Origin of the sequence: Roseobacter sp. HKCCD7870 (assembly GCF_037830315.1) — a bacterium.
Taxonomy (GTDB): domain Bacteria; phylum Pseudomonadota; class Alphaproteobacteria; order Rhodobacterales; family Rhodobacteraceae; genus M30B80.
On the sequence record NZ_JBBLYO010000001.1, the window covers coordinates 943,302 to 969,565 of the forward strand.

Below are 26,264 nucleotides of genomic sequence, written 5' to 3' on the forward strand. Positions count from 1 at the left end.
AAAGATTTTCGTGACGATCAACGAATTAGCGATACTCCGAAACCCGTTGCTACAAATCGAGGACTGATGGCATGGATTTTACTATCAAACGAGTCACCGTTAGCCGTGTTGAAGGAAGTGGAAGCGGTGGGGACTATTTCCAGCAAAGCAAAGAACATTGGCTCATAGGTTCTTTGATCGCCAATCCGATGTCAGGGCATGATGACTATAAAAAAGTGAGAACAAGCTGGGGAATAGACGTTCTAGGATCGATAGTAGTCGAAATCGAAACTTCTAATGGGACAATTGGAGTTGCAACAGGATTTGGTGGCGCGCCCGCAGCTTGGGTAATTAATCATCATTTTAACCGTTTTTTGGTTGGCCAAGACGCTAGAAATATTAATCTTATTTGGGATCAAATGTATCGCGCCAGCTTGCCCTACGGGCAAGCTGGTTTGCCAATAGCGGCTATCTCTGCTGTTGATTTGGCCTTGTGGGATTTACTGGGAAAACTACGCGACGAGCCTGTCTATAATTTAATTGGCGGGTGTAGCCGTTCAGAAATATCGTTTTATTGTACAGGCCCTAATGCCAAAGCCATAAAGGACATGGGCTTTTGGGGGGCGAAAGTACCGCTTCCTCATGGCCACTATGATGGAATTGATGGAGTAAAACAGAATTATCAATTTCTCAAAAAGCAGCGGGCCGAAATTGGAAGTGATTTTCCTTTGATGGTGGACTGCTACATGTCCTTAACTCCAAGCTATGCTATCGAACTTGCAAAAGCTTGCTCTGATCTGAACATTTATTGGTGGGAAGAAGTACTGCAGCCGACAGATATTGAAGGCTATCGCATAATAAGAAATGCTCATCCCACACTAAAGTGGACGACAGGTGAACATAACTACACTAGGCATGGATTTAGAAAGTTAATTGAGGAACGAACCATCGACGTTCTTCAACCTGATGTCATGTGGGTGGGCGGCTTAACTGAACTTCTACGCATTGCGGCACATGCATCAGCGTATGATATTCCCATTATTCCTCATGGCTCCGGTCCTTATAGTTACCACTTTATAATGAGCCAAAACGAACAACCGAGATGCGAATATGTTACATCAGCACCTGATGGAACCTATATACGACCGGTTTTTGGTGAATTGTTTAGCGACGAACCCGTACCAAAAAATGGAAAACTCAAATTAGAGTCGAAACCGGGTTTTGGGATGACGCTCAATCCCGATTGTAAACTTGCACAATTCTGAAATTTAAATAGATATAAGTGGAAATCCTTATGACTGTCGTACTTGCAATTGGGCCATACAGCGAACGTGATATTTCAGGTCTAAAATCTGCTTTTGATCCTATTTTTTTGGACACGCCTTCTCAAATGCATGAACTCGATGCAAGCGAGCGATCAAAAATAAAAGCACTTGCGTTCAAGGGGCACACCTCGTTTGGCGTTAATGAAATCGCAATGCTTCCAAACCTAAATCTCATAGCAAATTTTGGGGTTGGGTATGATGCTATTGATATTTCGGCTGCAAATGAACGAAACATTAAAGTTACCAACACTCCAAATGTTCTTAATGATGACGTGGCGGATCTAGCCGTTGCAATGTTGTTGATGCAAGTCCGAGAAATGGCTCAAGCTTCCGAATGGGCACATTCAGGAAACTGGAAAACTGCAGGCGAATACCGCCTAAATCGAAAGTTCTCCGGTGGGCGCGCGGGGATCGTTGGCCTTGGTCGTATCGGACGAGAAATTGCTAACCGTTTAGCGGCCTTTAAAATGGACATCCACTATTACGCTAGAACAGAAAAAGAAACCCCAGGTTGGACCTATCATTCAGACGTCACGAGCCTGGCCGCAGCGGTGGATTATTTGATTGTCGCTGTAGTAGGCGGTCCAGACACTATAAATTTTGTATCGCGCGAAGTCATTGCAGCATTGGGCCCCCGCTCGATAATTGTGAACATCTCACGCGGAAGCACAATAGACGAAGAAGCTATGCTCGAAGCGCTGGAGACTGGTAAAATTGGCGGCGCTGCATTGGACGTGTTTCTCAACGAACCCAACATTAATCCGAGATTTTATAGTTTGCCAAATGTAGTGGTTCAGCCGCATCAAGGCTCTGGAACAGTCGAAACCCGTGACGCTATGGCGGCTCTTCAACGAGACAACATTCACGCGTTCATTCAAGGATCCAATTTGATCACACCCGTCAATTAACCCAAAATAAAAACCCCCGAAAACGGGGGTTTTTTGATGATATACGACCTAAGTCAGGCTGCAGGTTTATCATCTTCCAAATAATATCGGATGTTATCCTCAAAACTTTCATCTGCACTTAAGCCAAGTTTAAGAGCTTTTTCAGGGCGCAAATCAAAACGCCATCCTTTACAGATTTCTTCAATCATTGGTTGCGCTTCAAATTTAATTAGCTTGGCTGGCTCCGGTCCAGCGACCACTGTCAAGGCTTCAATCATCTGACGAATTGTCCAAGTTCTACCGGGCATCATCATGCATCGGTTTTGGCCGAGATCTTCCTCGTTAACCTCTGCTCCGCGAATAAGGTTTTCGACACATTTGCGCGGCGACAGATAGAAATGCGGAAAATTATCACTAACAGGGCAAATTGCCTCTTGCCCATTGAGCGGCTCGCGCAAAATCGATGACATAAAGCTCGAAGCAGCGCGATTCGGTTTGCCTGGGCGCACTGAGATGGTAGGCAAGCGGAAGCCGCGACCGTCGATATAACCTTTGCGGCTAAAATCATTCACCAACAATTCGCCCATCGCCTTTTGCGCACCATATGAAGTTTGTGGATTTAGAAAAGTGTGATCCACAATCGGGTCCGGCACTTCACCCCCATAAACAGCAATAGAAGAGGTAAAGACCACTACCGGCTTAGTCTGCAACTCGCGCGCCCGCTGCAATACGTGGAGCGTCCCCATTAAATTAATCGACAACCCAGCATCAAAATCCTCTTCTGCATGGGCAGAGACAATGGCAGCGAGTAGATAGATCACATCCACATCTGCTCCGAGCGTGGCAGCCACTGAAGCGGGATTACTGATATCACAGGAAACGCAATCGACGTCGAACGGGGCCTCTACCATTGCGGGGTCAACAATATCAGCCAAAGTGATTTTACGGATTTCTTTTCCACGCAACTGCCCGCGTGCTGCCAATGATCGCGCCAGTTTTTGTCCCACGACACCGCCGCCGCCAATAATCAGAATATGCATTACTTTTCTCCCTTAAAAATCTGTGGCACCAAAGCTCCGCGATATTGGATAACCTGACCTGCAAGCTGCATCGCGGCTAATGCGGCCTCTTCCAAAGCGCAACCCTGCGCTACATTTGCTACAAAAGCTGCGCCAAAACTGTCCCCCGCAGCGGTACTATCGACCACATGGTCGACAGGCCGACAGGGCAAAACACGCACCCCGCCCGCGTCATCCCACAATTGCACATCCCCTGCGCCATCTTTGAGCGCGATAATATGCGCCCCTACCTTGCGATAGCGGGCAATCGTATCTGTGGCTGTGGCGCCCTCGAACAGGATTTGCTCTTCATCGAATGATGGCAAAATAATATCGGCCACAGCCGCGCCCGCCATCATGCCCGCTTGCATGGTCACGTGATCCTCCCACAAACGGGGGCGAAGGTTCGTGTCAAAGGCGATTAAGGCCCCTTCTGTGCGCGCCCGCGCTAAAGCGGCACATAGGGACGCGCGTCCCTCAGGCGAAAGAATTGCGAGGGTGATGCCCGAGAAATAGATCACATCGCGCCCTGCCAAAGTGGCCTGAAGCCATGCGGGATCATCGGCGAGGCAGCGCGCGGCAGATTGACTGCGCCAATAAGAAAAGCTGCGTTCGCCCTGATCAAGGCTGATCATATATAGCCCCACTGTGCGCTCGGGGATCACGCGCAGCGCATCCGTGTCAATGCCACCTGCGGCCATAAAGGCCTGCATCTCGCCCGAGGCCCCATCTGCCCCGATGCAACTGCCATAGACGACCGACCATGTGGGCGGCAAAATGCGGCGCGCATACCATGCGGTGTTGAATGTATCCCCCGCAAAGCCCCGCCGATAGAGGCCGCCGCCCTGATCGGACAGCTCGACCATACACTCCCCCAAAGAGATGAAGGACGACCCCATTAAATCAATCCACGCTTTGCCAAATTGCGCATCAAGGCCGCCGTGCCAAAGCGCCATTCGGGGCATTCGGTCGACAGCCGCACCGTGTTTTGCAAAGATCCGAGCCGCGCTTCGGTGATCGTCACCACATCATCCCCATGATGGGTAAAGCCCTGACCTGCCGCGTCACGATCTTTGACAGGGGCAAACATCGTGCCCAAGAACAGGAAAAACCCGTCAGGATATTGATGATGCCGCCCAATGGTCTGGGCCACGATATCGGCAGGGTCGCGGCTGATCTTGGTCATGGAAGAATGCCCTTCCAGAACGAACCCATCCGTGCCCTCAACCCGCATGGACAGTTCCGCCGCTCGGACATCATCAAGGCTAAAGCTGTCATCAAACAGGCGCAGGAAGGGGCCGATTGAACAGGAGGCATTATTGTCCTTGGCCTTCCCCAACAGCAGCGCAGAGCGCCCTTCGACATCGCGCAGATTGACATCGTTGCCAAGCGTGGCCCCAACAATCGCGCCCTTGGAATTGATCGCCAAAACAATCTCAGGCTCAGGGTTGTTCCAACTGGACATTGGGTGCAGCCCCACAAGGGCGCCGTAACCCACCGACCCCATGGGTTGGGATTTGGTGAAAACTTCGGCGTCAGGGCCAATGCCGACCTCTAGATATTGCGACCAAAGCCCCTCCTCTTGAAGAACCGATTTCACCTTCATCGCTGCGTCTGATCCGGGCTTAATGCCCGACAAGCTGTCGCCAATCACCGCCTTCACGCGGGCGCGGATCCCGTCAGCCAAATCTGCATTGCCTGCCGCCTGTTCCTCAATCACGCGCTCAACCATGCTTTCGGCGAAGGTCACGCCAGAGGCTTTGATCGCCTGCAAATCAGGCGGGGCCAAGAGGCGCAAGGCATTGGCATCACCCGTTTGCGCGGCAGCCAGGCTGCTTGCGACCAAATCTTCAAGACCACAGATCACCTCGCCCTTGGCGGCACGGGCGGTTTCCGCAGGATGATCGCCTTCAAGAAGGTCATGCATGGTGGGGCAGGCACGGCTCGTAATATCCACCACATCCCCCCCCTCAAGCCGCACAAGCGCAGGCCCGACATCAGGACTCCAGACGCGGCCTACATAAATTCCTTTTGGATCAAAATCTTTTGCGGAAATCATGCTTTGCCCTTTCCTATTGCGCTGGAAACATCTTGTTTGGATTTAGGATATTCTTGGGGTCAAATGCGGTTTTGATCGCCCGCATATAAGCCACCGCTGCGCCATGTTCGGCATTCATGAATTTGACCTTGCCAAGGCCAATCCCATGCTCGCCCGAAACAGTGCCCCCCAAGCGCAGCGCAGTTTCAGCCAAGGCTGTGGTGAATTTTTCGGCCCGCTCCATTTCATCCGGATCATTGGGATCAACACTAAGACCTGCGTGGAAATTTCCATCGCCAACATGGCCAACAATCGTTGCGGTGAGCCCCATCGCCTTTGCATCGCGTTGCGCCTGCAACACGGCCTCGGCCAATTTTGAGATCGGGACGCACACATCTGTGGGCCAAATATGGCCGCCCTGCCCTAAGGCCGCACTGGCGTAATGGGAATTGTGGCGGATCGCCCAAAGGGCGTTGCGCGCTTCGGTGGTAGTGGCTGTCTCAAACCCATCTGAGCCAAACTCGCTTGCGATATCCGCAAAAGAGCTCATCTGCTCTTTGACACCCGCATCTGTGCCGTGAAATTCTAAAAATAAATGCGGGATTTCGGGGAAGTCTGATTTTGCATAGGCATTAAAGCCGCGCACCATCATCTCATCCACCAATTCAATCCGCGCCATGGTGATACCCGACTGGATCGTTAAGATCACACAATTGACCGCATCTTCAACGCTTGGAAAACGGCAGGTTGCGGCCGCGATTGCCTCGGGGACGCCGTGCAATTTCAGGGTCAATTCCGTGATAATACCCAGCGTGCCTTCTGAGCCAATCAACAGATGGGCAAGGTCATAGCCAGTCGAAGATTTGCGCGCCCCCGATCCTGCGCGGATAATCGTGCCATCGGCCATCACGGCCTCAAGGGCAAGGACGTTCTCCCGCATCGTTCCGTAGCGCACCGCGGTTGTGCCAGAGGCGCGGGTGGCGGCCATCCCCCCGACTGACGCATCTGCGCCGGGATCTACCGAAAAAAACAAACCCGTTGCGCGCAATTCCTCGTTGAGGGATTTGCGCGTGATGCCGGGCTGCACAGTCACCTTCAAGTCTTCGGCATCCAAGGACAGTACACGCGCCATGCGCGACATATCCAAGCTGATCCCCCCTGCAACTGCGAGATGCTGCCCCTCCAAGGACGATGCAGCGCCATAAGCTACCACGGGACATTCTTGCGCGTGGCAAATTTTGAGAATTTGAGACACTTCCGCGGTGGTCTCAGGATAGGCAACGGCATCAGGTGGTGTGTTGGGATAATAGGTCTCATTTTGACCATGCAGGTTCAAATCAGCTGCGCTAGTAACTAAGCGTTCTCCCAACAGTGCGCTGAGCTCAGTAATGGCCTGTGAATGATTACGCATGTCATCCCTCATTTCGATACACGGCGCGCAGTTGTGAAAGCGCGATCAAGATCAGGTATCAATTCCATGCCCAAACCTGGAGAACGGCTAACAGAAATTTGGCCGTTTTTGACTTCGGGTAACCCTGTCACAATTTCTGCATACCACCCCTTATAAAAGGCGCGTACGCTTTCTTGGATCAGGGCATTGGGTGCAGACAGCGACAAATGCGTGGAAGCCGCTAAAACCACAGGACCTGTGCAATCATGCGGTGCTATAGGAAGTTTCTCTGCCTCGGCCATCGCAGCGATTTTCCGCGCAGCAGTCAAGCCGCCACACCATGACAAATCCAACATAACGACGCCTGCTGCCTGTGCGGCCAAAAGATCACGAAATGCGCCGATTCCATTTAGCGTTTCAGAGGCACAAACAGGCGCGGGGCTTTCTTGAGCATAACGTGAAAGGGCTGCAAAATTATCCATTCGGATCGGGTCTTCATGCCAATAGGTCTGATAGGGTTGAAGCGCCCGCGCAATGCGAATTGCAGGGGTCAATTGCCACATCGAATGGAATTCGACCATGATATCCATTTGATCACCAACGGCGCGGCGAATTTTCTCAAACGGCGAAAGCGCCAATTTCAATTCCTCAGCCGAGATATGCGATCCCTCATTAGCCTCTGCAGCCGCATCGAATGGCCAAATTTTCATCGCTGTTATCCCCTCCTCCAGAAGGGATTGGGCCAAATCATCCGCTCGATTCAAAAATCCATTCAGATCATCATATCGATCATCTGCACCGAGTCCGTAATTCTTGGTAGTCTGGCCTTCATTATTCTTGATGTAATCATTACCTGCACAAGTGTTGTAAGTACGAATGCTATCACGAGTGAAACCGCCTAATAGCTGCGCCACTGGCTGGCCTGTGGACTTGCCCCAAAGATCCCAAAGCGCAATATCAAATGCCGAATTTCCCCGAGCCTCAGCGCCTGTTGAACGCCATCCGAGATAGCCCTCCACTTTGCGGGCCAGATGCTCAATGCGCAATGGATCCTCACCAATTACCAATGGTGCAAGGGTCTCATGAATATACGCTTCTACTGCGCCTGCGCCAAAAAATGTTTCGCCAAGCCCTGTAATACCCTCATCCGTGTATACGTGCAGCCACAAGAGATTAGGGCGCTCGTTCACACGGATAGTTTCTATTTTGGAAATCCTCATGCATTTTCTCCGAATGTTGACCAAAGAGCCAGGCCAACAACGCCTACCATTGCTACGGCCATTGCTAAATTGATCACTCTTTGAGTTCTTGGTGGAAGTTCGAGCCTATGTAAAATCACACCGGCCCAAAGCCACACCAAATGTATCGGTATCCAGATCGCCGCATGAATCAGGAATTTCACGGAAACTTCATAGATTAAATTGTCCGGTGCAAACCCAAAGCCAGTTATAAGAGACGTATTTACGGCGTAGGCTTTCGGATTGATGATCTGAAGAAACAGTCCACCCAGCAATCCAGGCGGGGCAGAAGCTTCAATGAATGCAACCTTGGTTCCGGCAAAACCGATTTTAGTAGCTAAATAAAGCAAATAACCTACTGAGGCACACACCAAAAACGTTCGCAACCAAGGTAACGATAGAACGACCGCAGCTAGCCCTGAAACAACTGCGAACATAACCAAATTAGTGCCCAAGAATAAGCCGATAACGTATCTTAAAGACAGCTTAAAACCATAGGCTGCTCCAAATCCGGCTGTGCTTAAAACACCAGGCCCTGGAGTGATCACAAGCAGCACGACAGCAAGCGCGAAAGTCAGCACGGGCCAAACTCCAATTGCACTTTCATGGCCTGAGTGCGGTCATTGGCCATCGCAAAAGCCGCCGCAAATTCCGCCCAAGCAAAGCTATGCGTAATAAGGGGCCGCGTGTCGATCAGCCCATTTTGCATCATCCGCACAGCCATTGCGAATTCCTCATGGAAGCGGAAAGAGCCCATCAGTTGCAATTCGCGCGCGGTGATCTGCATCATGGGAAGCTGCATATCCCCAGACATCCCCAATTGCACAAGACGACCTTGGGGGCGGATCGCGGGCAGCGCAGAAACTAGGGCCACTTGCGCGCCTGAACATTCAAACAACGCATCAACTGTGCCTTTGCCTTCTTCATACGGGCTTAGCGCCTCTGGGTTGCGCGCGGTGTTCAGACAGACATCTGCACCCGCTTTGCGCGCATAGCTTAACATCGTGTCGCTGATATCTGTGGCGATGATTTCGCCGGCGCCTGCGCGGCGCGCAGCCATAATGGCCAAAACGCCAATCGGGCCGCATCCCGTCACCAAAACGCTCTGGCCCACCAGGTTCCCTGCGCGGCGGACTGCGTGCAGCGCCACAGCCAAGGGTTCGGCCATCGCAGCCTCAGCAGCACTCAAACCATCGGCTTTAACACAGTTTTCTGCGCGCACCGTAATTACTTCTCGAAATGCGCCTTGGATATGGGGAAAAGGCATAGCCGATCCGTAAAACCGCATGTTAAGGCATTGATTGGGCAATCCGCGCCTACACTCAATACAAGTGAAACAGGGGCGCGAGGGTGAAATGGCAACCAGATCCCCAACCGCCAAACCCGTTACCTCTGGCCCAATTTCAGTGATCTCGCCCGCCACCTCATGACCCAAGATCATCGGCTCACGCAGACGCACGGTGCCAAAGCCGCCATGGTTGAAATAATGCAAATCTGACCCGCAAATCCCCCCTCGGCGCAGGGCAACCTGCACTTCACCTTCCGATGGACAGGCCGTCTTACAGGTCCCAACGCGGAGGTCTCCAGAGCCATGTACGAATAGCGCTTGTGCCACAACAATATCCTCGTTTTTCAAACGTTAGGCTTTCTCTTGCGCCAACCTAAAAATGGTATACCATTTGAGCATAGAGCGCGGGATTTACAAGAAATGTCAAGGGCGCGAGTGGCGCTTGGTTCGGCCAAGCCAATCAAAAATCAGGGTGCGAAAAACCCAGAGGAGAAACAATGAAACTGTTTAGTCTAAGCGGGCGACGTGCTTTGATTACAGGCTCTTCAATGGGTATTGGATACGCTTTGGCTAAAGGTCTGAGTGACGCAGGCGCTCAAGTTGTGCTGAATGCCCGCAATGCAGACCGCCTTCATGCGGCTACCGAAGACCTACGCGCAAAAGGGGCAAATGTTTTGGCATTAGCCTTTGATGTAACCGACCCAGTCGCAGCGCGCGAAGCGATTGATGCCTTCGAGGCAAAAGAGGGCGCAATTGATATTTTGGTGAATAATGCAGGGATGCAACATCGTGCGCCACTAGAGGACTTTCCGGCCGATGCTTTTGATCGGTTGATGCGGACAAATGTGAATTCGGTTTTTTATGTTGCCCAAGCAGTGGCACGCCACATGATCGCACGAGGCAAAGGCCGCATTATCAATATTGCAAGCGTACAAACCGCCCTCGCCCGCCCCTCTATCGCACCTTACACAGCGTCTAAGGGCGCGGTTGCGAACCTCACCAAAGGGATGGCGACCGATTGGGCGAAATACGGACTCAACTGCAATGCCATTGCGCCTGGCTATTTCAACACACCGCTCAACGCGGCCCTTGTTGCTGACCCCGAATTTTCCGCGTGGCTTGAAAAGCGCACCCCTGCAGGCCGCTGGGGGGAGGTGGATGAATTGGTGGGCGCGTGCGTGTTTTTATCTGCGGAGGCATCCAGTTTCGTGAACGGCCACACGCTGTTTGTCGATGGCGGCATCACCGCAAGTCTATAGGAAAGGGAGATCCATATCATGACACAAAAACCCGTTATCGGTTTTATCGGCGTAGGTTTCATGGGCCATGGGATGGCGAAAAATATCCTAAAGGGCGGGTATGAACTTTGGATCTTGGGCAACCGCAACCGCGCGCCTGTCGAAAGCTTGCTCAGCATGGGTGCAAAAGAGGCCGCATCGCCACAAGACATGGCCTCAAAATGCGACATCATCCATCTGTGTCTGTCCAACTCGCCCCAGGTCGAAGCGGTGATCACGGGCGAGAGTGGCATCATCGCAGGTGCGCGCAAAGGTATGATTGTGATCGACACGACCACCGCTGATCCAACATCAACGCTGGCTATGGCAGAAAAGCTTTCAGTGGTTGGCGCGCATATGGTGGATGCCCCCTTGGGCCGCACGCCCAAAGAGGCCGAGGAAGGGATGCTTGACGCGATGTTGGGCTGCGATGCTGCACTGTTTGATAAGGTGCATCCGGTCATTGATTGCTGGGCTGGCACCATCACGCGCATTGGCGAGGTGGGCACAGGCCACAAGATGAAGCTCTTGATGAATTTCTTAGGAGCCGCTTATGCTGCTCTTTATTCCGAGGCTACTGTTCTAGGCGCGACAGTTGGGATCTCACCCCACGCGTTTCGCGAAGTGATTGCACCCAGCCGTCTTGGCTCAGGCTTCTTTGGTACATTCATGCAATATGTCTGCGATAGGGATGAGAATGCGCATAAATTCTCGATTGAGAATCTGTCAAAGGACATCCGCTATGTGAATGCGATGGCAACGGATGCAGGCGTGATGAATGTCATGGCCTCCGCCGCGCGGCACTATTTCACCCATGCCGAAGCCATCGGAAAAGGCGGAGATTTTGTTCCAATGCTGTCGGATCACATTGGCAACTTAAACGGAATGGATTTAGCCGCCGAAGTAGCCAAAGGTAAAAAGTAGCACCTGCATCAAAAAGGAGGCTAACCATGCTATCCAAAGACGAGATCGCATCCTACCAAAAGAATGGCTATCTGATGGTGGAGGATGCAGTCAGCCCCTCCCAATTAAACGAATTGCGCCGCTTGACCGCGCAGTTCATTGAGGCCTCCCGCGATGTACGCGAAAGCAACGCGGTTTATGATCTCGACAAGGGCCACGGGCCAGACACCCCGCGCCTAACCCGGATCAAAATCCCGCATAAGCAGCATCCCTATTTCTGGGAGGTGCTGCGCAATTCACGCATGACCGCGGTGTTGGCAAGCCTGCTTGGCCCCGATACAGCCATTATCACTTCTAAGCTCAACACCAAGGCACCAGGCGGTGGGGCAGCGGTGGAATGGCACCAAGATTGGGCATTTTATCCACATACTAACGATGACCTTCTGGCCTTTGGCCTGATGCTTGAGGACGTGGATGCGGCCAACGGCCCATTGATGGTGATCCCTGAAACCCATCGCGGGCCAATTTTGGATCACGGCATAAACGGGGTTTTCGCGGGCGCGATCAATCCCGATGACCCACTCTTTGAGCGCGACAAGATTGTAACTTTGACAGGAAAAGCAGGATCAATGACGGTGCATCACGCCCGCATTCTGCACGGCTCAGCCCCGAATGTCAGCGATAGACCGCGCTATATTCTGTTCTATGAAATCGCCAAGGCAGACGCATGGCCGATCCTTGGTGCCGCTTCGTATATCCACGAATTGGGTCAGCGGCGGTTTTGGGAAGATTTGCAGGAACGCATCATCACAGGCAAAGCCTGCCTAGTGCCCCGTCTTGAAACAGTGCCTGTGCGTATGCCCCTGCCACCTGCGCCAGACAACAGTTCAATTTTCAAAACTCAACAAAGCGCAGGCGCGAAAAGTGCGTTTCAGTGACAACGAGCGCGGACCTTCAATAAGTCGCGCGCCCACCTGACAGGTCAAAAACTGATGCAGTGGTAAAGGAATTCTCGCGGCTCACAAGCCAAGCGATCATTGCCGCTGCCTCATTAACTTCTAGAAAACGATTACGTGGGATCTTTGAAAGCATATAATCTATGTGCTGTTGCGTAATCTGATCGAAAATCGCTGTGCGTGCCGCGGCAGGTGTTACACAATTAACTGCAATGTCGTGGTTCGCGCATTCCTTTCCTAGTGACTTAGTAAAGCCAATGACACCAGCCTTCGAAGCGCTATAAGCGCTTGCATTGGGGTTGCCTTCTTTACCAGCGATAGACGCAATGTTTACGATCCGACCAAAATTGCGTTCTATCATTCCAGAAATTACAGCTTTGTTCGTGTAATACGTGCCCATCAAATTGATGTCTATAACCCGCCGAAATTCGTCATTGGAATACTCCGCCACCGTCGCGTTATCGCCTGCAACACCCGCACTATTCACAAGGATATCGATGCGTCCAAACGCGGTCTCAGTTGCATTAACTGCTGCCGCAACAGAACTGTAATCGCTTACATTACAATCAAGAGCCTGAACCCGCCCGATCGCAGACAAGCTTTTGACCGCTTTATCATTTAGTGCCGAATTCATATCCCAAAGCATAACACTAGCCCCGGATCGCAATATTCGTGATGCTACAGCATAACCTATGCCTTGCGCGCCACCCGTCACCACCGCACAAAGGCCCTCTAAGTTAATCCTGCTTTCAGTGTTTGACATAACTTACTCCCTAATTAATCGACTATTACTGCGCGCCCATCATTAATCATCTCGGAGATAATGGGCATTTCGCAAAATCCATTGCGGACTTTTTCATCCAATGCATCTTCAGCTGCACTGATTTCATTTATTGTAGCAATAACTTCATCAATTCGAGCAAAAGGTACTACTACCACGCCGTTTATGTCAGCCACGATAATATCACCACTTTGCACATTTCGTCCGCCAACTATGGCGCCGAAACCAACACGAGCAGGCCCATTGGAATAGGGCGAATTAGGGCTAAGACCCGTACAAAAAACTGGCAAACGGGTTTCCAAAATCCCCTCATAATCACGCATTTCGCCATCTGTAACGAACCCCACCGCACCCTTGTTCTTTAGCATGCCACAGAAGCGATCCCCGGAAGCCGAGCAGTTTTTACCGCCTTGCATTGCAGCAATGACTATATCTCCCTTTTGCAAAACATGCAGCGCACCCATTGTGGCAAGAATTTCTGCTGGGCCATTTTCAGCGACAAGTGCCACCCCCACGGTGGTGTAAAGATCTTTATCTCGAGTAGCTGCAAAAAGGGGCTTAATACTACTGTCCATCGCACCCTGCCCCTCCATGGCGTCACAGACATAGCCGGTAGGTATATTCTTAAAAGCAGCAATTTGTGCTGAGGATGGGCGCTTGAAGTTCTCACAAATAGTCAAAATTGGTGGTTCAAAAATCACGTTATTTTCTCCTGTTGTAAAACAGCCAATCAAACTTTTTTCATTCTAACTAATCAATATACAGGCAAGCGACTTGAGTGGCTTTTACGCCATCAATCAAGGCCTGCTGCGCGTGATGTGACCCTGGCTAATGCAAGACCAGAGGTCGTTGCGAGACACTGTGCTTTTTGCCTTTGAATTATTTCTCCTGATAGTTCAGATAAAGCGAGCGCTAGCTCTTCCAAACGATCGCACTGCAACAAACCGCTGAGCATATCGTATTTAAGCCCAATCGTCATAAGAGCAATTAACTGCTCGTCAACTCTGCCGCGGATATCTGACATTGCAGAACTGATGCCCTCATCAAACTGACCACGGGCTTCGATAAAACATAAGGTCGCGACCGAACTCATATCTTCAGACTGAGTGAGACACGGATATAGCGCTTCATTGATGCACGACAGTACTCCCTCTTCGTCCTGCGTACCTTCAGACAAGCACGTGTTGAGTGTTAGTCGTGCATCTTGCGCTGATGCAGGGCCCGAAAAAACTAGCATGCAGGCCACTGTGAGGAATGACCAAAATTTCGTTTTCATAATGTTTCTCAGTTCAAACGCTTTACTCTTGCATTTGGTATACCATTTGCATTTTGTATAACAAGAACACTTTGACGTTTGACTTTATTAGAGCTGCTAACCCCAGCGAAGCCGCTCGATCAGGAGATTACAATGTCTGACACTCGCGCCAACAAACGTTTCCGCTCACAAGAGTGGTTTGATAACCCCAACAACCCGGGGATGACTGCTCTCTATGTTGAGCGTTATCAGAACTCGACGTTTTCACGCGAAGAATTACAAAGTGAGCGTCCAATCATTGGCATCGCTCAAACGGGATCTGATCTGGCACCATGTAATAAGATACATGTTTTCCTGATGGAACGGATCAAACAAGGCATTCGTGAGGCAGGCGGGGTTCCAATGGAATTTCCCGTCCATCCAATTCAGGAAACAGGCAAGAGGCCAACTGCAGCGCTTGATCGCAACCTGCAATATCTTTCGTTGGTAGAGGTTTTGCATGGTTATCCTATCGACGGAGTGGTGTTAACCACAGGATGTGACAAAACAACCCCAGCAATGTTGATGGGAGCAGCCACTGTCGATTTGCCAGCAATCGCGCTTAATGGCGGACCAATGCTTGACGGTTGGTGGAATGGAAAGCGAGCGGGTTCCGGCATGATCGTATGGGAAAGCCGTCGCCTGCTTGCTGCTGGTGAGATAGACTACGAAGAGTTCATGTCGCGGGTATGCTCGTCAGCGCCTTCACTCGGGCATTGCAATACCATGGGAACAGCTTCGACTATGAATGCCATGGCTGAAGCCTTGGGAATGTCTCTGACTGGAAACTCGGCTATTCCTGCACCATTTCGTGAGCGGATGACAATGGCTTACGAAACAGGCAAGCGAATTGTACAAATGGTTCATGAGGATCTAAAACCTTCCGACATCATGACGCGCAAAGCTTTTGAAAATGCTATCGTCGTTAATGCGGCGATTGGTGGTTCGACCAATGCTCCACCTCATTTGCAGGCGGTTGCCCGTCACATAGGTGTAGAACTTAACGTACGGGACTGGGAAAAGATCGGCTATGACGTACCACTAATGCTTAATATGCAGCCAGCAGGCGAGTATTTGGGGGAAAGCTTTTTCAGAGCCGGCGGTGTTCCTGCTGTTATGGGAGAACTACAAAAGGCAGGCCGCATACATGAAGATGTAATTACTGCGACAGGTAAAAGTATGGGCCAAAACCTGGAAGGTCAGGTCTCTCGTGACCACAGCGTAATTACGACTTATGAAAAACCGCTGCGTAAAAATGCAGGCTTTAAGGTGCTCTCAGGTAACCTGTTTGACTCAGCTTTAATGAAAACCTCTGTGATTTCGGAAGACTTTCGCAAGCGCTTCCTCTCAGAACCCGGGAATGAGGGCGTATTTGAGGCTAAGGCAGTGGTTTTTGAGGGCCCTGAAGATTATCACGAACGAGTTAATGAAGCCTCTTTGGGCATCGATGAGCACACCATCATGTTTATACGTGGCGTTGGCGCCGTTGGCTATCCTGGCTCAGCGGAAGTTGTGAACATGCAGCCACCTGATCACATCATTCGTCAAGGTATCAGCCACTTGCCGACCGTGGGAGATGGGCGTCAATCAGGTACATCTGAGAGCCCATCAATCCTCAACGCTTCGCCAGAAAGCGTAGTTGGCGGTGGCCTTGCCTATCTAAAGACAGGCGACCGGGTAAGATTGGATTTCAACAGTTCGACATTGCACGCATTAGTTGATGATACAGAGTGGCAAGCCAGAATTGATGCTTGGATCCCTCCTGAGTTACATCATCAAACTCCATGGCAGGAAATTTATCGTACTCATGTGGGCCAGCTAGCCGATGGAGGTTGCTTAGAATTAGCGACTGCGTATCAGAAGATTGGGCGTGACCTACCCAGGGACAATCACTGAAGCCACCGCATAAGATCAATTGAACAAGGAGGCCTTATATGTCCAAAACTATTATTATTACAGGCGGCGGCGGCGGTGTCGGACGCGCCACAGCCCAGCATTTCCTCGCCAATGGATGGCAAGTCGGCTTAATTGGCCGCAGATCCGCCGCTTTGGAAGAAACCGCGGCAAAAAATAAAAATACACTTATTTTACCATGTGATGTCACTGACGAAACCCAAGTGGAAAGTGCGTTTAACACTGCCTACGAGGCATGGGGACGATTGGACGCCGTATTCAACAATGCCGGCGTGAGCCTCGGAGGCGCGCCAATCGACGAACTTTCAGTGGATGACTGGCGTAATCTTATTGATATCAACGTTACAGGCAGCTTCATTGTGGCCCGCGCCGCTTTTAGGATCATGCGATATCAATCGCCACAGGGCGGCCGCATTATCAACAATGGATCTGTGTCTGCCTATGTACCACGTTGGGGCTCTGCGCCGTATACAGCTTCAAAACACGCGATTACCGGTCTTACTCGCTCAATCAGCCTTGACGGACGTCCATTCAACATTGCTTGCGGGCAAGTTGACATCGGCAACGCACTTACCGACATGGCCAGAAAAATGACAAAAGGTGTACCGCAAGCTGATGGAAGTATCGAAGTAGAGCCGGTCATGGATGTGTCTAATGTCGCAACATCCGTGCTTCATATGGCAAATCTTCCTTTGGAGGCCAATGTCCAGTTTATGACAGTCATGGCTACGAATATGCCATATATTGGACGTGGCTAAATTATTAGTGGAAGGGAGAACCGCCCTTCCACTCACCACCTAACGCTGTAAGCGCGAAATCACTCTTTTTCCGCTATCGTTTTACCGGCTTAAGAAATTCGAAATCACACCCCTGTTCTGCCTGTGTGACTTCGGTAGCATAGAGTTTATTATATCCACGCAAATTCTCAGGCTCTTCGAGATCAGATACCCATTCTGACCGACGCTTATCTAATTCCTTTTCATCGACCAACAAATCAATACGCTTGTTAGACACAGAAATGCGAATGCGATCTCCATTTCGCACGAGTGATAGCGGACCGCCTATGGCTGCTTCAGGAGACACATGAAGCACAATAGTACCGAAAGCAGTTCCAGACATTCGGGCATCAGATATCCGCACCATATCTTTCACACCCAATTTGCTGAGCTTTTTAGGAATGGGTAAATACCCCGCTTCAGGCATCCCAGAGTCACTTTTTGGCCCTGCATTTTGTAGAACCATAAAGTCATCGCTAGAAATATCTAAATCTGGATCATCAACTCTTGCAGCTAAATCTTCGAGAGAGGAAAAAACAACGGCACGGCCCTCTGCTTCAAAGAGATTTTTGTCGGCCGCAGCCCGCTTTAATATTGCACCATTTGGAGCCAAATTTCCAAAAAGAGCAATCAACCCTCCTTCTGGCTCTAACGGCTCCTGTGCACGTGCTATAACCCTCGTATCTATGTAGCCGTCATCTGTCTCCAATCGATCGCCAAGCGTTTCACCGGTCACACTAATTGTATCCAAGTGTAGCAGGGGACGTAATTCGCGAAGTACAGCTCCCATCCCACCCGCGAAGAAAAAATCTTCCATGTAATGTGAGCCCATAGGCTTTAGATTAACGAGGACTGGTGTCGTATCCGATAGCTCGTTCAATCGCTCTAAAGAAACGTTTATCCCTAGCCGACCAGCAACGGCAGTTAGGTGCACTATGGCATTGGTTGAGCCGCTTAGCGCGAGCAAAACCCTGATTGCGTTTTCAACGGATTTTTCAGTTATGATTTCACTAGGAAGTATGGGTTTTTCAACCATCCGCGCCGCGGCCAAACCAGACGCTTCAGCCGCTCTAAGGCGATCCGCATGCACCGCGGGTATAGCGGCCGTACCAGGAATGGTCATTCCTAGAGTTTCAGCAACACAAGCCATTGTTGAGGCAGTGCCCATAACTGCACAACTGCCTGCAGTAGTGGCTAGCCGACCTTCAATATCATCGATTTGGTCTTTTGAGACATCACCAGACCTGTACTTAGCCCAAAACCTGCGACAATCGGTGCAAGCTCCTAGCCTTTCTTCACCATAGCGGGAAGTCATCATTGGACCACCAACCAGCTGAACTGCCGGTAAATTTGCTGAAGCCGCACCCATTAATTGAGCCGGCACAGTTTTGTCGCAGCCCCCCATCAACACAACGGCATCCATTGGCTGAGCTCTTATCATTTCCTCGACGTCTATCGACATCAAATTTCTAAATTTCAGACTAGTCGGATTAAGAAAAACCTCGCCGAGCGATATGGTCGGAAACTCAATGGGCAGTCCCCCTCCTAGAAGAACGCCCCGCTTAACCGCCTCAAGCAATTCAGGGAAATGCCGATGGCAGTTGTTAAATCCAGAATAGCTATTGGCTATTCCAACAATAGGCTTTTTCAAAAGCTCTTTTGAGTATCCCATTGAAGCCGCAAATGAGTTCCTCAAGTACAACGAAAAATCTCGATCGCCGTAATTGGTCAGGCCGTTAGCAAAACCGACTGTTTTCTTTTTAGACATGCCCTAAACCTACAATTTCATCTTAACCAGCTTAGGATCCAAATAATCCATGATACCGATAGACCCGCCTTCACGGCCCATTCCGCTCTCCTTAACGCCCCCAAAAGGTGCCTCTGCGGTAGAGAGCAGCATCTCATTCACACCGACCATGCCAACTTGTAAATCTTCATAAGCTCGGGTTGCGGTTCCCAAGTCATTTGTAAACAAATACCCTGCAAGCCCGAATGGAAGCGAGTTGGCACGTTCCATGACTTCGTCATAATCAGAAAATGTAGTTATTGGCGCAATTGGTCCAAACGGCTCCTCGTTCATTACCAATGCGTCGTCTGGCACTCGTCCTAGGACCGTTGGCTCCCAATAATAGCCCGAATTAAATTCAGCTGGCGCCTTGCCGCCCGCTAAAAGTTCGGCGCCTTTGTCCAATGCATCCTTTGTCATATCAGATACAGTGGCTAATCCCCTAGGATTCGCCATTGGCCCAATTTGAACACCATCATCAACTCCTCGTCCAATTTTCAAGCCGTTGGCAATCTCGGCAAATCGCGAAGAAAAGGCTTCGTAGCTGCGCTCATGAACATAGAATCGTGTTGGAGAGATACAAACTTGACCACAATTTCTAAATTTCACTGGAGCGCAAATTTCAGCGGCCTTCACAGCGTCAAAATCATCAAACACCACGACCGGTGCATGCCCTCCGAGCTCCATGGATACCTTTTTGACGCCCTCAGCAGCCAAGGCCAAGATTTGCTTTCCAACGGAGATTGAACCTGTAACCGAGACTTTTCTTACTATGGGTGATCTTATCAAGTGCTCAGCAATCATCGAAGACTTACCTGTCACCATGTTGACCGTTCCATCGGGAATACCAGCATCGGCACAAGCTTGAACCAATGCCGCACATGATGCCGGTGTCTCTCCAGCAGGTTTGATAATGATCGAGCAACCCGCTGCCAGGGCAGCAGCCATTTTGCGTGCCGGCAAAAGAGCGGGAAAATTCCAAGCAGTGAAAGCTGCCACCACCCCAACTGGCTGGTATATCACGGACATACGGCTATCAGGAGTGCGGGAGCCAATAATTTGCCCATATATTCTTTTGCTTTCTTCAGAAAACCATTCGAAATGATCCGCCGCCGCATTGGTTTCGCCCATACATTCAGCGAGAGGTTTTCCAGTCTCTAGAGACATCTGATGGCTAATATCAGACAAGCGTTCGCGAATTAGTTCTGCTACTTTTCTAAGCTTGGCCGCGCGATCCCAAGTGCCAGTAGCACGCCATGTTTTGAAGGCCTCACTAGCCGCAGCCAAAGCACCATTCAGGTCATCCACTGTTGCAACCGCTACAGACGCCAATGCCTGTTCAGTTGAGGGGTCTGTCACTTCCTGCGTTTTACCATCAGAAGCGGGACACCACTGGCCATTAATAAATAAATTTACATCGTTGTACATAATTTCACCTATATTTTTGTATTTAGGTATTGGGTTTGAACGTCTTTTACCCAATTACCGACATTCCAGGACCCATATGCCCCCATGCCACCAAGTGGATCGCGCCCATAATAAACAGGTACGTGTACAAAAGAGAGGCCATCATAATCATATGCCGCAACAAGAGCGGATTGTAGCGAAGCGACATCATACCCGCCAAAGATAGCGTTCACACCACCGACTGCACTCGCAAGTTTGACATAGTCGACTTCGACCTTATCGTTGGTACTAAATTCTGCTTGATACTGTGCCTCCTGCAATCCAGAGATTGCAGCCATTCTTCTGTTATCAAACAAAACGATCATGCCTCGAGCACCGTGCTCCACACCGTCTATCAGGACCTGTGGGTTCATCATAAATGATCCATCGCCGGTGAATGCGATACTGTAAGACGGCTTATCAGCGACAGCAGATGCGAGAAGAGCTGAAACGGCAAAGCCCATATAGGATGCACCGCTCTCAGTGTACGTTTGCCCACTACTGTCATCTTCAACAATTTGGAAACCGTTCGCCTGAACGTCTCCTGCGTCAAAAAACTTTGTAGCACCTTTAGACTTCGCAAACTTCGCAACAGTGGAAATGGCACAAGGCTGAGTAAGCACTTGTCTTGCCCAAACCACATCCATTATCGGTTCAGAAGAACACCTATCATTTTTCAGCGCAATCCATTCAGATTTCTTTGTCAAACAATCTTCTAGCCAAGTGGCACTCGACATGAGTTCAGGTTCATTGGACCTATCTAGTTGATCAATGAGGCGGGAGATTACTACACCGATATCCCCTGCCAGACCTGTGGTTCCAGCGTAATGCAGGAGGTCATCTAAATCTCCATTAATATTAATCACTGCTTCCACATTAGGATACCCTATCCCGGAACAATCAGACTGACAGACACTGCGAGATCCAATAGAGATCAATAGATCCGCATTCTCCATCGCATAATTGCCGGAAATTGAGCCTTTAGATCCGCCAACGTGCATATTTTGTGGATGATTGTCAGCCAGGACACCAGTTGACCCGGGAGACAAAACTACCGCCGCTCTAATTTTTTCAGCCAAAGCTTTAACTTGTGTATCGAAGCCGCGTGTACCACCACCGGCTTTGATCGCTATTCTTTTTGCATGGCTAATTTTTTCAATAGCTTCGGCATACAATGCCAAGTCTGTTGAAGCGATACTAGGCAAATGAGGAATTGAGGGTAGCGTTTTTAGATTAATCGACGCTATTTCCGGCTGAGTATTTAAAGGCAGCAAAAAATAAAATGGCCCCGGTTTTACGGGATGATAGACGCAAGAAGACCCCCTACGTAAACCTTCACGAAGTGCATTTGGAGTATGTAGGACATATGATTGCCCCATCAGAGCCGTTATTTGACCAAACGCTCCCTGAACGCGCTTTGGGATTTGCTGCATGTTGTAGCCTTCGCCCCAAGTCGTTTCATCACCGTAGATATGGTAAACTCCCACCCCATTCGAGGCAGAAGCTAAAGATCCTGACAAAGCCTGCAGTGCTCCTGGGCCAATCGAAGTTACCACTGCAGATGTTTCTCCATATTGCCACCGCAAGGCTGTTGCCGCGTGTGCCATTTCAACTTCATTACGACAGTTGAATGTCTGAGTTACTCCATTTTCCTGATATATACGAAGAACTTCGCCGAGATCCGTTGAACCGTGGCCAAATATAGCAAAGTATTTGCGCACACCTTGCTTCAATAGCCCTAACACCAGAGCTTCTGACAAGGTAACTTCCAATGAGGCATCGATAGAGCCTTGTTCAATTGCGTTATCCAACCCGCCAGCGGAAAAAATCGCTTTTGCACGCTTTGCTATTGCACCATTTTTTTTAACATCAAACATATCAGGCTCACACGATTTCATAAGGCTTAAAATTTGTCACAATGCCGCTTGGCGAAGCAGGTCATCAAAGTAATTGCGGCAATCTTTTAAAACTTGAGTTGGGGTACGTTGATCATTCACAAACCAATGACTTTCATGCTCAATCGACACTGCCCCTTGATATTTGTTTTGCACCAAAACTCTAACCATACTCAGCAGATCGATTTCTCCATCTCCGAGAGGAACGAATTTAAAAGTATCGGGGGTTCCAGTGGCATCTTTCAGATGAACATGTGCGATGTCGTCATATAACTCTTTGACTGCAGATGTCACATCGTCACCCATTGGGTGCAGGTGAGATGGATCAAAATTGATTTTAAGACCTGGAGCTGCGCTGATAGCTTCACGTGCAGTTTTTTTGGTACCAATGATCCGGCCAACGATCGGCTCCAAAGCAAATATAAGGCCTTTTTTCTCGGCCGCTTCAACACCACGAGACAGAGCATCGTGCAGAGCTTCACGATCTGCTTGCTCGGCTGGAATTACATGTACGATGTCTATCCCTAAATCGATGGCGCGATCCATCATTGCGATAGTCCATGCGGTAGCCGCATCTCGGCGGTCGCTATCAACAGCGCCAAAATCTCTGTGATGGATGCATAAAGCCGAAAACGGTCCTAGTTTTGCAAGTTCCTGCAACTCTGATCTGGGAGTATTCAAATGTATGTGCGCGGGTCCCCATGGCACTATCTCAGCATTTAATTCGACCATCTCATAGCCATGATCACGGATTAATTTTACTGCATCAGCAGTCGGCATACCGGCCATCAAACCCGTGTGAAAAGAAAGTGGAATACCCATCTCAAGCCCTCATTTTGCTTCACTAAAAAGTTTAAGGGCTTCAGTGCCAATTTCAGTATCACCCGTCCAATGCGCACCACTACTACCGATGCCACCGATTATTTGGCCGTCCACTACGATAGGCTGGCCACCGCCATAAGTGATCATCCGATGCACCACACCTGGAACGCCAATACGAAGCGGCTCATCATTTTGCATGATTTCTTGCCATTTATGCGTGGCAATATGGCTTACGGCGGCCGTGTAAGCTTTATCGATAGCGATCTGCCCAGCAGCCGGGTTGGTATCATCCATTCTTCGAAATGCGATCAGGAACCCACCATCGTCAACGACTGCAATACAGACCGACTTTCCCAGTTTTTTGGCGTGCGCAAAGGCGCGATCGATAAGCTGCTCGGCAGCTTCCAGAGTTACCACAGATTTGGACTTTGTAAGATTATTAGTTCCCATGCTCCCAGCTCCCCTTAAGATTTCTTCGCATATTGGTCCGCTGAAAGATCAATTCGTTCCTTCATGGCTGCCTCCATCACCTGGCTACCAACGGCAGTTATTGGAAGATGAACCCCATGCTCCCGTGCGACGAGAACCGCATTAAATAAATCTTTGTCAAACATGCGATACAGGTCTTCAGTGCCCGCTAATGGATGGGTATGAAGCAGTCGGTCATAGTTGCCCCATACTTGGCTCACCCAACTGTAGCCGGTGGTATCATTTGCAAAATCAGCTAACGCTTTTTCATCAAGCCCCAGAGCTCTGGCCAAACGCATACATTCAATTGCTGCCATCCAATTTCCAAATGTCATCATTTGAATAGCTATTTTTGCTCCAGCTCCAGAACCACGCGGGCCCAGGTGCTCAGTACGCCGTGAGATTGCAGAAAAATAATCACTGTTGGCCTCAACATCCTTCGGATCGCCGCCGCACATAACAGCCAGGTCTCCCTCACGGGCTCGGAGATCACCACCACTAACTTGGGCATCAATCATCTTGAGACCTTTTGCGTCGGTTTCAGTTCCAAGCGCGAGGATAGTCTTTGGCAAAACAGTCGAGTGGACTATCAATGTTGTGCCTTTGCGCGCGCTTTCCAACAGCCCTCCAGCACTACTAAATAGCGACGTAAGCTGCGCATCGTTAACAACAGCGACGCCAATGACATCGCACTCCTGAGTTAACTGCTCGTTCGAGCCGGCAAAACGCGCGCCAGCATTAATAACTTCTTTTGCCTGATCTTTGTTTAAATCTCGAACAAGCACATCAAATCCAGCACGCAGCAGTGATAGGACCATAGGCGTCCCAATGTTGCCGACACCGACAAATCCAACCATTTTCTTACTCATGACTTTCTCCAACCTTCTGAATTATTGCGATTTTTAGAGCTCGACTTAATCAACACATCTGTTTCGGGCTTAACGTGCACACTGCTCAAAATGACATGCTGTCATCTGTTCAACGACAACTGTGTTGCTGCGTCGATGACCTCAGTCTTGATAAATTCAAGATGCTCGTTTGAAGCTCGATTTATTGGCGTGGATACACTCAGTGATGCTATAACTTTTCCATTTACTCCATATATTGGAGCACCAATGCAAACGACATAACGTTGAAACTCCTCGTCATCTCGGGAGTAGCCGTCATTCCGCACTCTATTTAACTCTTCAAAAAGTGCGTTTAAATTTGTGATAGTATTAGCTGTAAATTTCCTCATGCCATGCAAAGCCATAAGTCTTCTAATGTGATCGTCATCCAGACCCGCCAGCAAGACTTTTCCAGTCGCAGTCGCATATAAGGCCGTGGATTTTCCGATAGATCCACTATCCACGCGCAGGGCGTGCAAGGCATCTTTTTTTACAAGGGTTATCATCTCATCGCCGTGCAAAACCGCCAGGTGCACAGTCTCTTCAGTTAATTGATTTAATCGCTCAAGAATAGGACGAGCTCTAAGGGGCAATTCCGCTTTTATATTTACCGCCTCGGCGACCAGAACCACTTGTGAGCCAAGAATATAGCGGCCACGAGCAGTCCCAGGCCTCAAATAATTTCTACTCATTAGCGTCTTTATCAAATGATGGCAGGTGGAGTTGTTAAGCCCCAAGCCGTCGCTTATTTCAGCAAGAGACATTTCACCGCCGCGCCTTGCAATTAGCTCTAAAATGTCGAGGGCTCGAGAAACCGATTGGATTGGACTTGGAGCAGTTTTTTCTTGCGCCAATGACATTTCACACTCTTCGAAGCTAGATAACTAATGAATGAATTCATAATTGATAAATTACTAATTCAAAAGAAATAGTTCGCACTATGAAATAAATTTCATAATGCGAAATCTATATTATTGCTATTGGCCTTATCATTGAACCAGTCGCACCGGTAACTGAAAGAGGCAAACACACGAACATAAATGAGTAAATTGAGTCTCGAGCCAAGTCTTCCAGAAAAACCCATTCAAGTATTGGTATTCCTTGCTCGCGAATTAAGTAACGGTGGACTGGTTGCGGATCGCCAGCATAGCCAGACGGCTGGCACTCAAGTGACTCGTTATCTCCCCCAATAGCGCGTACGCCCTTAGCAACTAACCATTCAGCTCCCTCCAAAGCCAATCCAGATCCATGGCATGCGGCAAGGTGCTCTTTATCGGGCCATTTTTGCATGGTGCCAGTCCTTATAAAGGCAATGTCACCTCTCTTAATATCTGTCTTTTGAGCATTTAAAGCTCCTTCGAGGAGCTCTATAGTGACAGCCTGCCCTTTATTCATGTGATCTACGCCAAGATAGCCTGCTACATCGATTAGAACGCCACGACAGACAATTGGAGGAAGCTCAGAGGCATCTTTTCCTATAGGCCCAAAATCACCCAGGCTCTCTTTGGCGAGATGATCGCCAAACCAGCTTGGATCTGACCCGCAAACTACGTGAGCCAACGCGTCAATGTGGGTTCCAGAATGCGCTGTGCACATCATCAACTCAGAAATAAAACCGAACCCAACTTTGTTGTCATGCAACATCGCTATGTCTTTCTGAACCCTTTGGCCCTGCGGAGTTCGGTAAGATAAGATACCAAAAGGAGGATGAGCATCTGCTAAAGGCATTCCGTGCCACCAGCCAGAAGACAGATCATAACATAAGCCTTTTTTCACGTCTTTGAATGGCCCGATATCAAAGCTAAACTGCCGGTCCTTGGGATCTGTCCAACTATTATTATTGTGCATTTTTCTTT

At 49.7% G+C, this 26,264-nt stretch carries 25 protein-coding genes; 7 read left to right on the forward strand and 18 right to left on the reverse strand.

All coding sequences use genetic code 11. From position 1 onward, the window contains the following. Nucleotides 1-71: 71 nt before the first annotated feature. On the forward strand, nucleotides 72-1,244 hold the full coding sequence (gene rhmD, locus AAC637_RS04785) for an L-rhamnonate dehydratase (RefSeq protein ID WP_340302542.1): 1,173 nt from the start codon (nucleotides 72-74) through the stop codon (nucleotides 1,242-1,244). 29 nt (nucleotides 1,245-1,273) lie between these two features. Beyond that, complete coding sequence (locus AAC637_RS04790; protein WP_340302543.1) at nucleotides 1,274-2,212, forward strand: 2-hydroxyacid dehydrogenase; 939 nt, start codon at nucleotides 1,274-1,276, stop codon at nucleotides 2,210-2,212. Between the two features lie 53 nt (nucleotides 2,213-2,265). Here the strand turns inward: AAC637_RS04790 and denD are convergent, their stop codons facing one another. The 7 genes from denD to AAC637_RS04825 are packed head-to-tail and all read right to left on the reverse strand — an operon-like array spanning nucleotide 2,266 to nucleotide 9,530. Beyond that, complete coding sequence (denD, locus tag AAC637_RS04795; protein ID WP_340302544.1) at nucleotides 2,266-3,231, reverse strand: D-erythronate dehydrogenase; 966 nt, start codon at nucleotides 3,229-3,231, stop codon at nucleotides 2,266-2,268. Beyond that, nucleotides 3,231-4,148, reverse strand: coding sequence for a sugar kinase (locus tag AAC637_RS04800; RefSeq protein WP_340303147.1), 918 nt, complete (start codon nucleotides 4,146-4,148; stop codon nucleotides 3,231-3,233). The genes denD and AAC637_RS04800 overlap by 1 nt, the downstream gene beginning before the upstream one ends. Then, nucleotides 4,148-5,308: a fumarylacetoacetate hydrolase family protein gene (locus AAC637_RS04805; protein WP_340302545.1), complete on the reverse strand. Its 1,161-nt coding sequence runs from the start codon at nucleotides 5,306-5,308 to the stop codon at nucleotides 4,148-4,150. Before AAC637_RS04805 ends, AAC637_RS04800 begins: the two co-directional genes overlap by 1 nt. A gap of 13 nt (nucleotides 5,309-5,321) precedes the next feature. Further along, a complete protein-coding gene (locus tag AAC637_RS04810; RefSeq protein ID WP_340302546.1) occupies nucleotides 5,322-6,698 on the reverse strand; it encodes an FAD-binding oxidoreductase in 1,377 nt (458 codons plus the stop codon). 8 nt (nucleotides 6,699-6,706) lie between these two features. Next, nucleotides 6,707-7,897: a mandelate racemase/muconate lactonizing enzyme family protein gene (locus AAC637_RS04815; RefSeq protein WP_340302547.1), complete on the reverse strand. Its 1,191-nt coding sequence runs from the start codon at nucleotides 7,895-7,897 to the stop codon at nucleotides 6,707-6,709. Further along, the gene (locus tag AAC637_RS04820; RefSeq protein ID WP_340302548.1) at nucleotides 7,894-8,496 is read right to left on the reverse strand and encodes a LysE family translocator; all 603 of its coding nucleotides are present in this window, start codon (nucleotides 8,494-8,496) and stop codon (nucleotides 7,894-7,896) included. Before AAC637_RS04820 ends, AAC637_RS04815 begins: the two co-directional genes overlap by 4 nt. Then, complete coding sequence (locus AAC637_RS04825; protein ID WP_340303148.1) at nucleotides 8,490-9,530, reverse strand: L-idonate 5-dehydrogenase; 1,041 nt, start codon at nucleotides 9,528-9,530, stop codon at nucleotides 8,490-8,492. Before AAC637_RS04825 ends, AAC637_RS04820 begins: the two co-directional genes overlap by 7 nt. A 170-nt stretch (nucleotides 9,531-9,700) precedes the next feature. On the opposite strand from AAC637_RS04825, the gene AAC637_RS04830 reads away from it, so the two are divergent. From AAC637_RS04830 to AAC637_RS04840, 3 genes are read left to right on the forward strand one after another with little or no spacing between them, the layout of a single operon-like run. Continuing rightward, a complete protein-coding gene (locus tag AAC637_RS04830) occupies nucleotides 9,701-10,462 on the forward strand; it encodes an SDR family oxidoreductase (protein WP_340252227.1) in 762 nt (253 codons plus the stop codon). 18 nt (nucleotides 10,463-10,480) lie between these two features. Then, complete coding sequence (locus AAC637_RS04835) at nucleotides 10,481-11,404, forward strand: NAD(P)-dependent oxidoreductase (RefSeq protein WP_340302549.1); 924 nt, start codon at nucleotides 10,481-10,483, stop codon at nucleotides 11,402-11,404. Nucleotides 11,405-11,430: 26 nt separating this feature from the next. After that, entirely contained in the window at nucleotides 11,431-12,321 is an 891-nt protein-coding gene (locus AAC637_RS04840) for a phytanoyl-CoA dioxygenase family protein (protein ID WP_340302550.1), read from the forward strand. A 16-nt stretch (nucleotides 12,322-12,337) separates the two neighbouring features. Here AAC637_RS04840 and AAC637_RS04845 read toward each other — a convergent pair whose 3' ends face one another. From AAC637_RS04845 to AAC637_RS04855, 3 genes are all read right to left on the reverse strand, one after another. Then, nucleotides 12,338-13,102 (reverse strand): SDR family NAD(P)-dependent oxidoreductase, encoded by a 765-nt coding sequence (locus AAC637_RS04845; RefSeq protein ID WP_340302551.1) that lies wholly within the window; start codon nucleotides 13,100-13,102, stop codon nucleotides 12,338-12,340. Between the two features lie 14 nt (nucleotides 13,103-13,116). Continuing rightward, nucleotides 13,117-13,821 (reverse strand): RraA family protein, encoded by a 705-nt coding sequence (locus AAC637_RS04850; protein ID WP_340302552.1) that lies wholly within the window; start codon nucleotides 13,819-13,821, stop codon nucleotides 13,117-13,119. A 92-nt stretch (nucleotides 13,822-13,913) separates the two neighbouring features. Beyond that, nucleotides 13,914-14,396 (reverse strand): hypothetical protein, encoded by a 483-nt coding sequence (locus AAC637_RS04855; RefSeq protein ID WP_340252235.1) that lies wholly within the window; start codon nucleotides 14,394-14,396, stop codon nucleotides 13,914-13,916. A 132-nt stretch (nucleotides 14,397-14,528) separates the two neighbouring features. Here AAC637_RS04855 and AAC637_RS04860 point away from each other — a divergent pair, with 132 nt between their 5' ends. Both AAC637_RS04860 and AAC637_RS04865 read left to right on the forward strand, forming a co-directional pair. Next, nucleotides 14,529-16,310, forward strand: a complete 1,782-nt coding sequence (locus AAC637_RS04860; RefSeq protein WP_340302553.1) for an IlvD/Edd family dehydratase — start codon at nucleotides 14,529-14,531, stop codon at nucleotides 16,308-16,310. Between the two features lie 38 nt (nucleotides 16,311-16,348). Then, nucleotides 16,349-17,086: an SDR family oxidoreductase gene (locus AAC637_RS04865; protein ID WP_340302554.1), complete on the forward strand. Its 738-nt coding sequence runs from the start codon at nucleotides 16,349-16,351 to the stop codon at nucleotides 17,084-17,086. A 73-nt stretch (nucleotides 17,087-17,159) separates the two neighbouring features. Here the strand turns inward: AAC637_RS04865 and AAC637_RS04870 are convergent, their stop codons facing one another. The 8 genes from AAC637_RS04870 to AAC637_RS04905 form a co-directional block, all read right to left on the reverse strand. Beyond that, on the reverse strand, nucleotides 17,160-18,872 hold the full coding sequence (locus tag AAC637_RS04870) for a dihydroxy-acid dehydratase (protein WP_340302555.1): 1,713 nt from the start codon (nucleotides 18,870-18,872) through the stop codon (nucleotides 17,160-17,162). Nucleotides 18,873-18,881: 9 nt separating this feature from the next. Continuing rightward, nucleotides 18,882-20,318, reverse strand: coding sequence for an NAD-dependent succinate-semialdehyde dehydrogenase (locus tag AAC637_RS04875; protein WP_340302556.1), 1,437 nt, complete (start codon nucleotides 20,316-20,318; stop codon nucleotides 18,882-18,884). A gap of 8 nt (nucleotides 20,319-20,326) precedes the next feature. Next, the gene (locus tag AAC637_RS04880) at nucleotides 20,327-22,213 is read right to left on the reverse strand and encodes a thiamine pyrophosphate-dependent enzyme (RefSeq protein ID WP_340302557.1); all 1,887 of its coding nucleotides are present in this window, start codon (nucleotides 22,211-22,213) and stop codon (nucleotides 20,327-20,329) included. A gap of 36 nt (nucleotides 22,214-22,249) precedes the next feature. Then, nucleotides 22,250-23,053 carry a sugar phosphate isomerase/epimerase family protein gene (locus AAC637_RS04885; protein ID WP_340302558.1) on the reverse strand — a complete coding sequence of 268 codons (804 nt, stop codon included), beginning with the start codon at nucleotides 23,051-23,053 and terminating at the stop codon, nucleotides 22,250-22,252. Nucleotides 23,054-23,062: 9 nt separating this feature from the next. Then, nucleotides 23,063-23,503, reverse strand: a complete 441-nt coding sequence (locus AAC637_RS04890; protein WP_340302559.1) for a GlcG/HbpS family heme-binding protein — start codon at nucleotides 23,501-23,503, stop codon at nucleotides 23,063-23,065. A gap of 14 nt (nucleotides 23,504-23,517) precedes the next feature. Further along, nucleotides 23,518-24,390, reverse strand: a complete 873-nt coding sequence (locus AAC637_RS04895) for an NAD(P)-dependent oxidoreductase (protein WP_340302560.1) — start codon at nucleotides 24,388-24,390, stop codon at nucleotides 23,518-23,520. A gap of 101 nt (nucleotides 24,391-24,491) precedes the next feature. Then, nucleotides 24,492-25,268 carry an IclR family transcriptional regulator gene (locus tag AAC637_RS04900; protein WP_340302561.1) on the reverse strand — a complete coding sequence of 259 codons (777 nt, stop codon included), beginning with the start codon at nucleotides 25,266-25,268 and terminating at the stop codon, nucleotides 24,492-24,494. Nucleotides 25,269-25,374: 106 nt separating this feature from the next. Then, a complete protein-coding gene (locus tag AAC637_RS04905; protein ID WP_340302562.1) occupies nucleotides 25,375-26,256 on the reverse strand; it encodes a cyclase family protein in 882 nt (293 codons plus the stop codon). Between the last annotated feature and the right edge of the window lie 8 nt (nucleotides 26,257-26,264).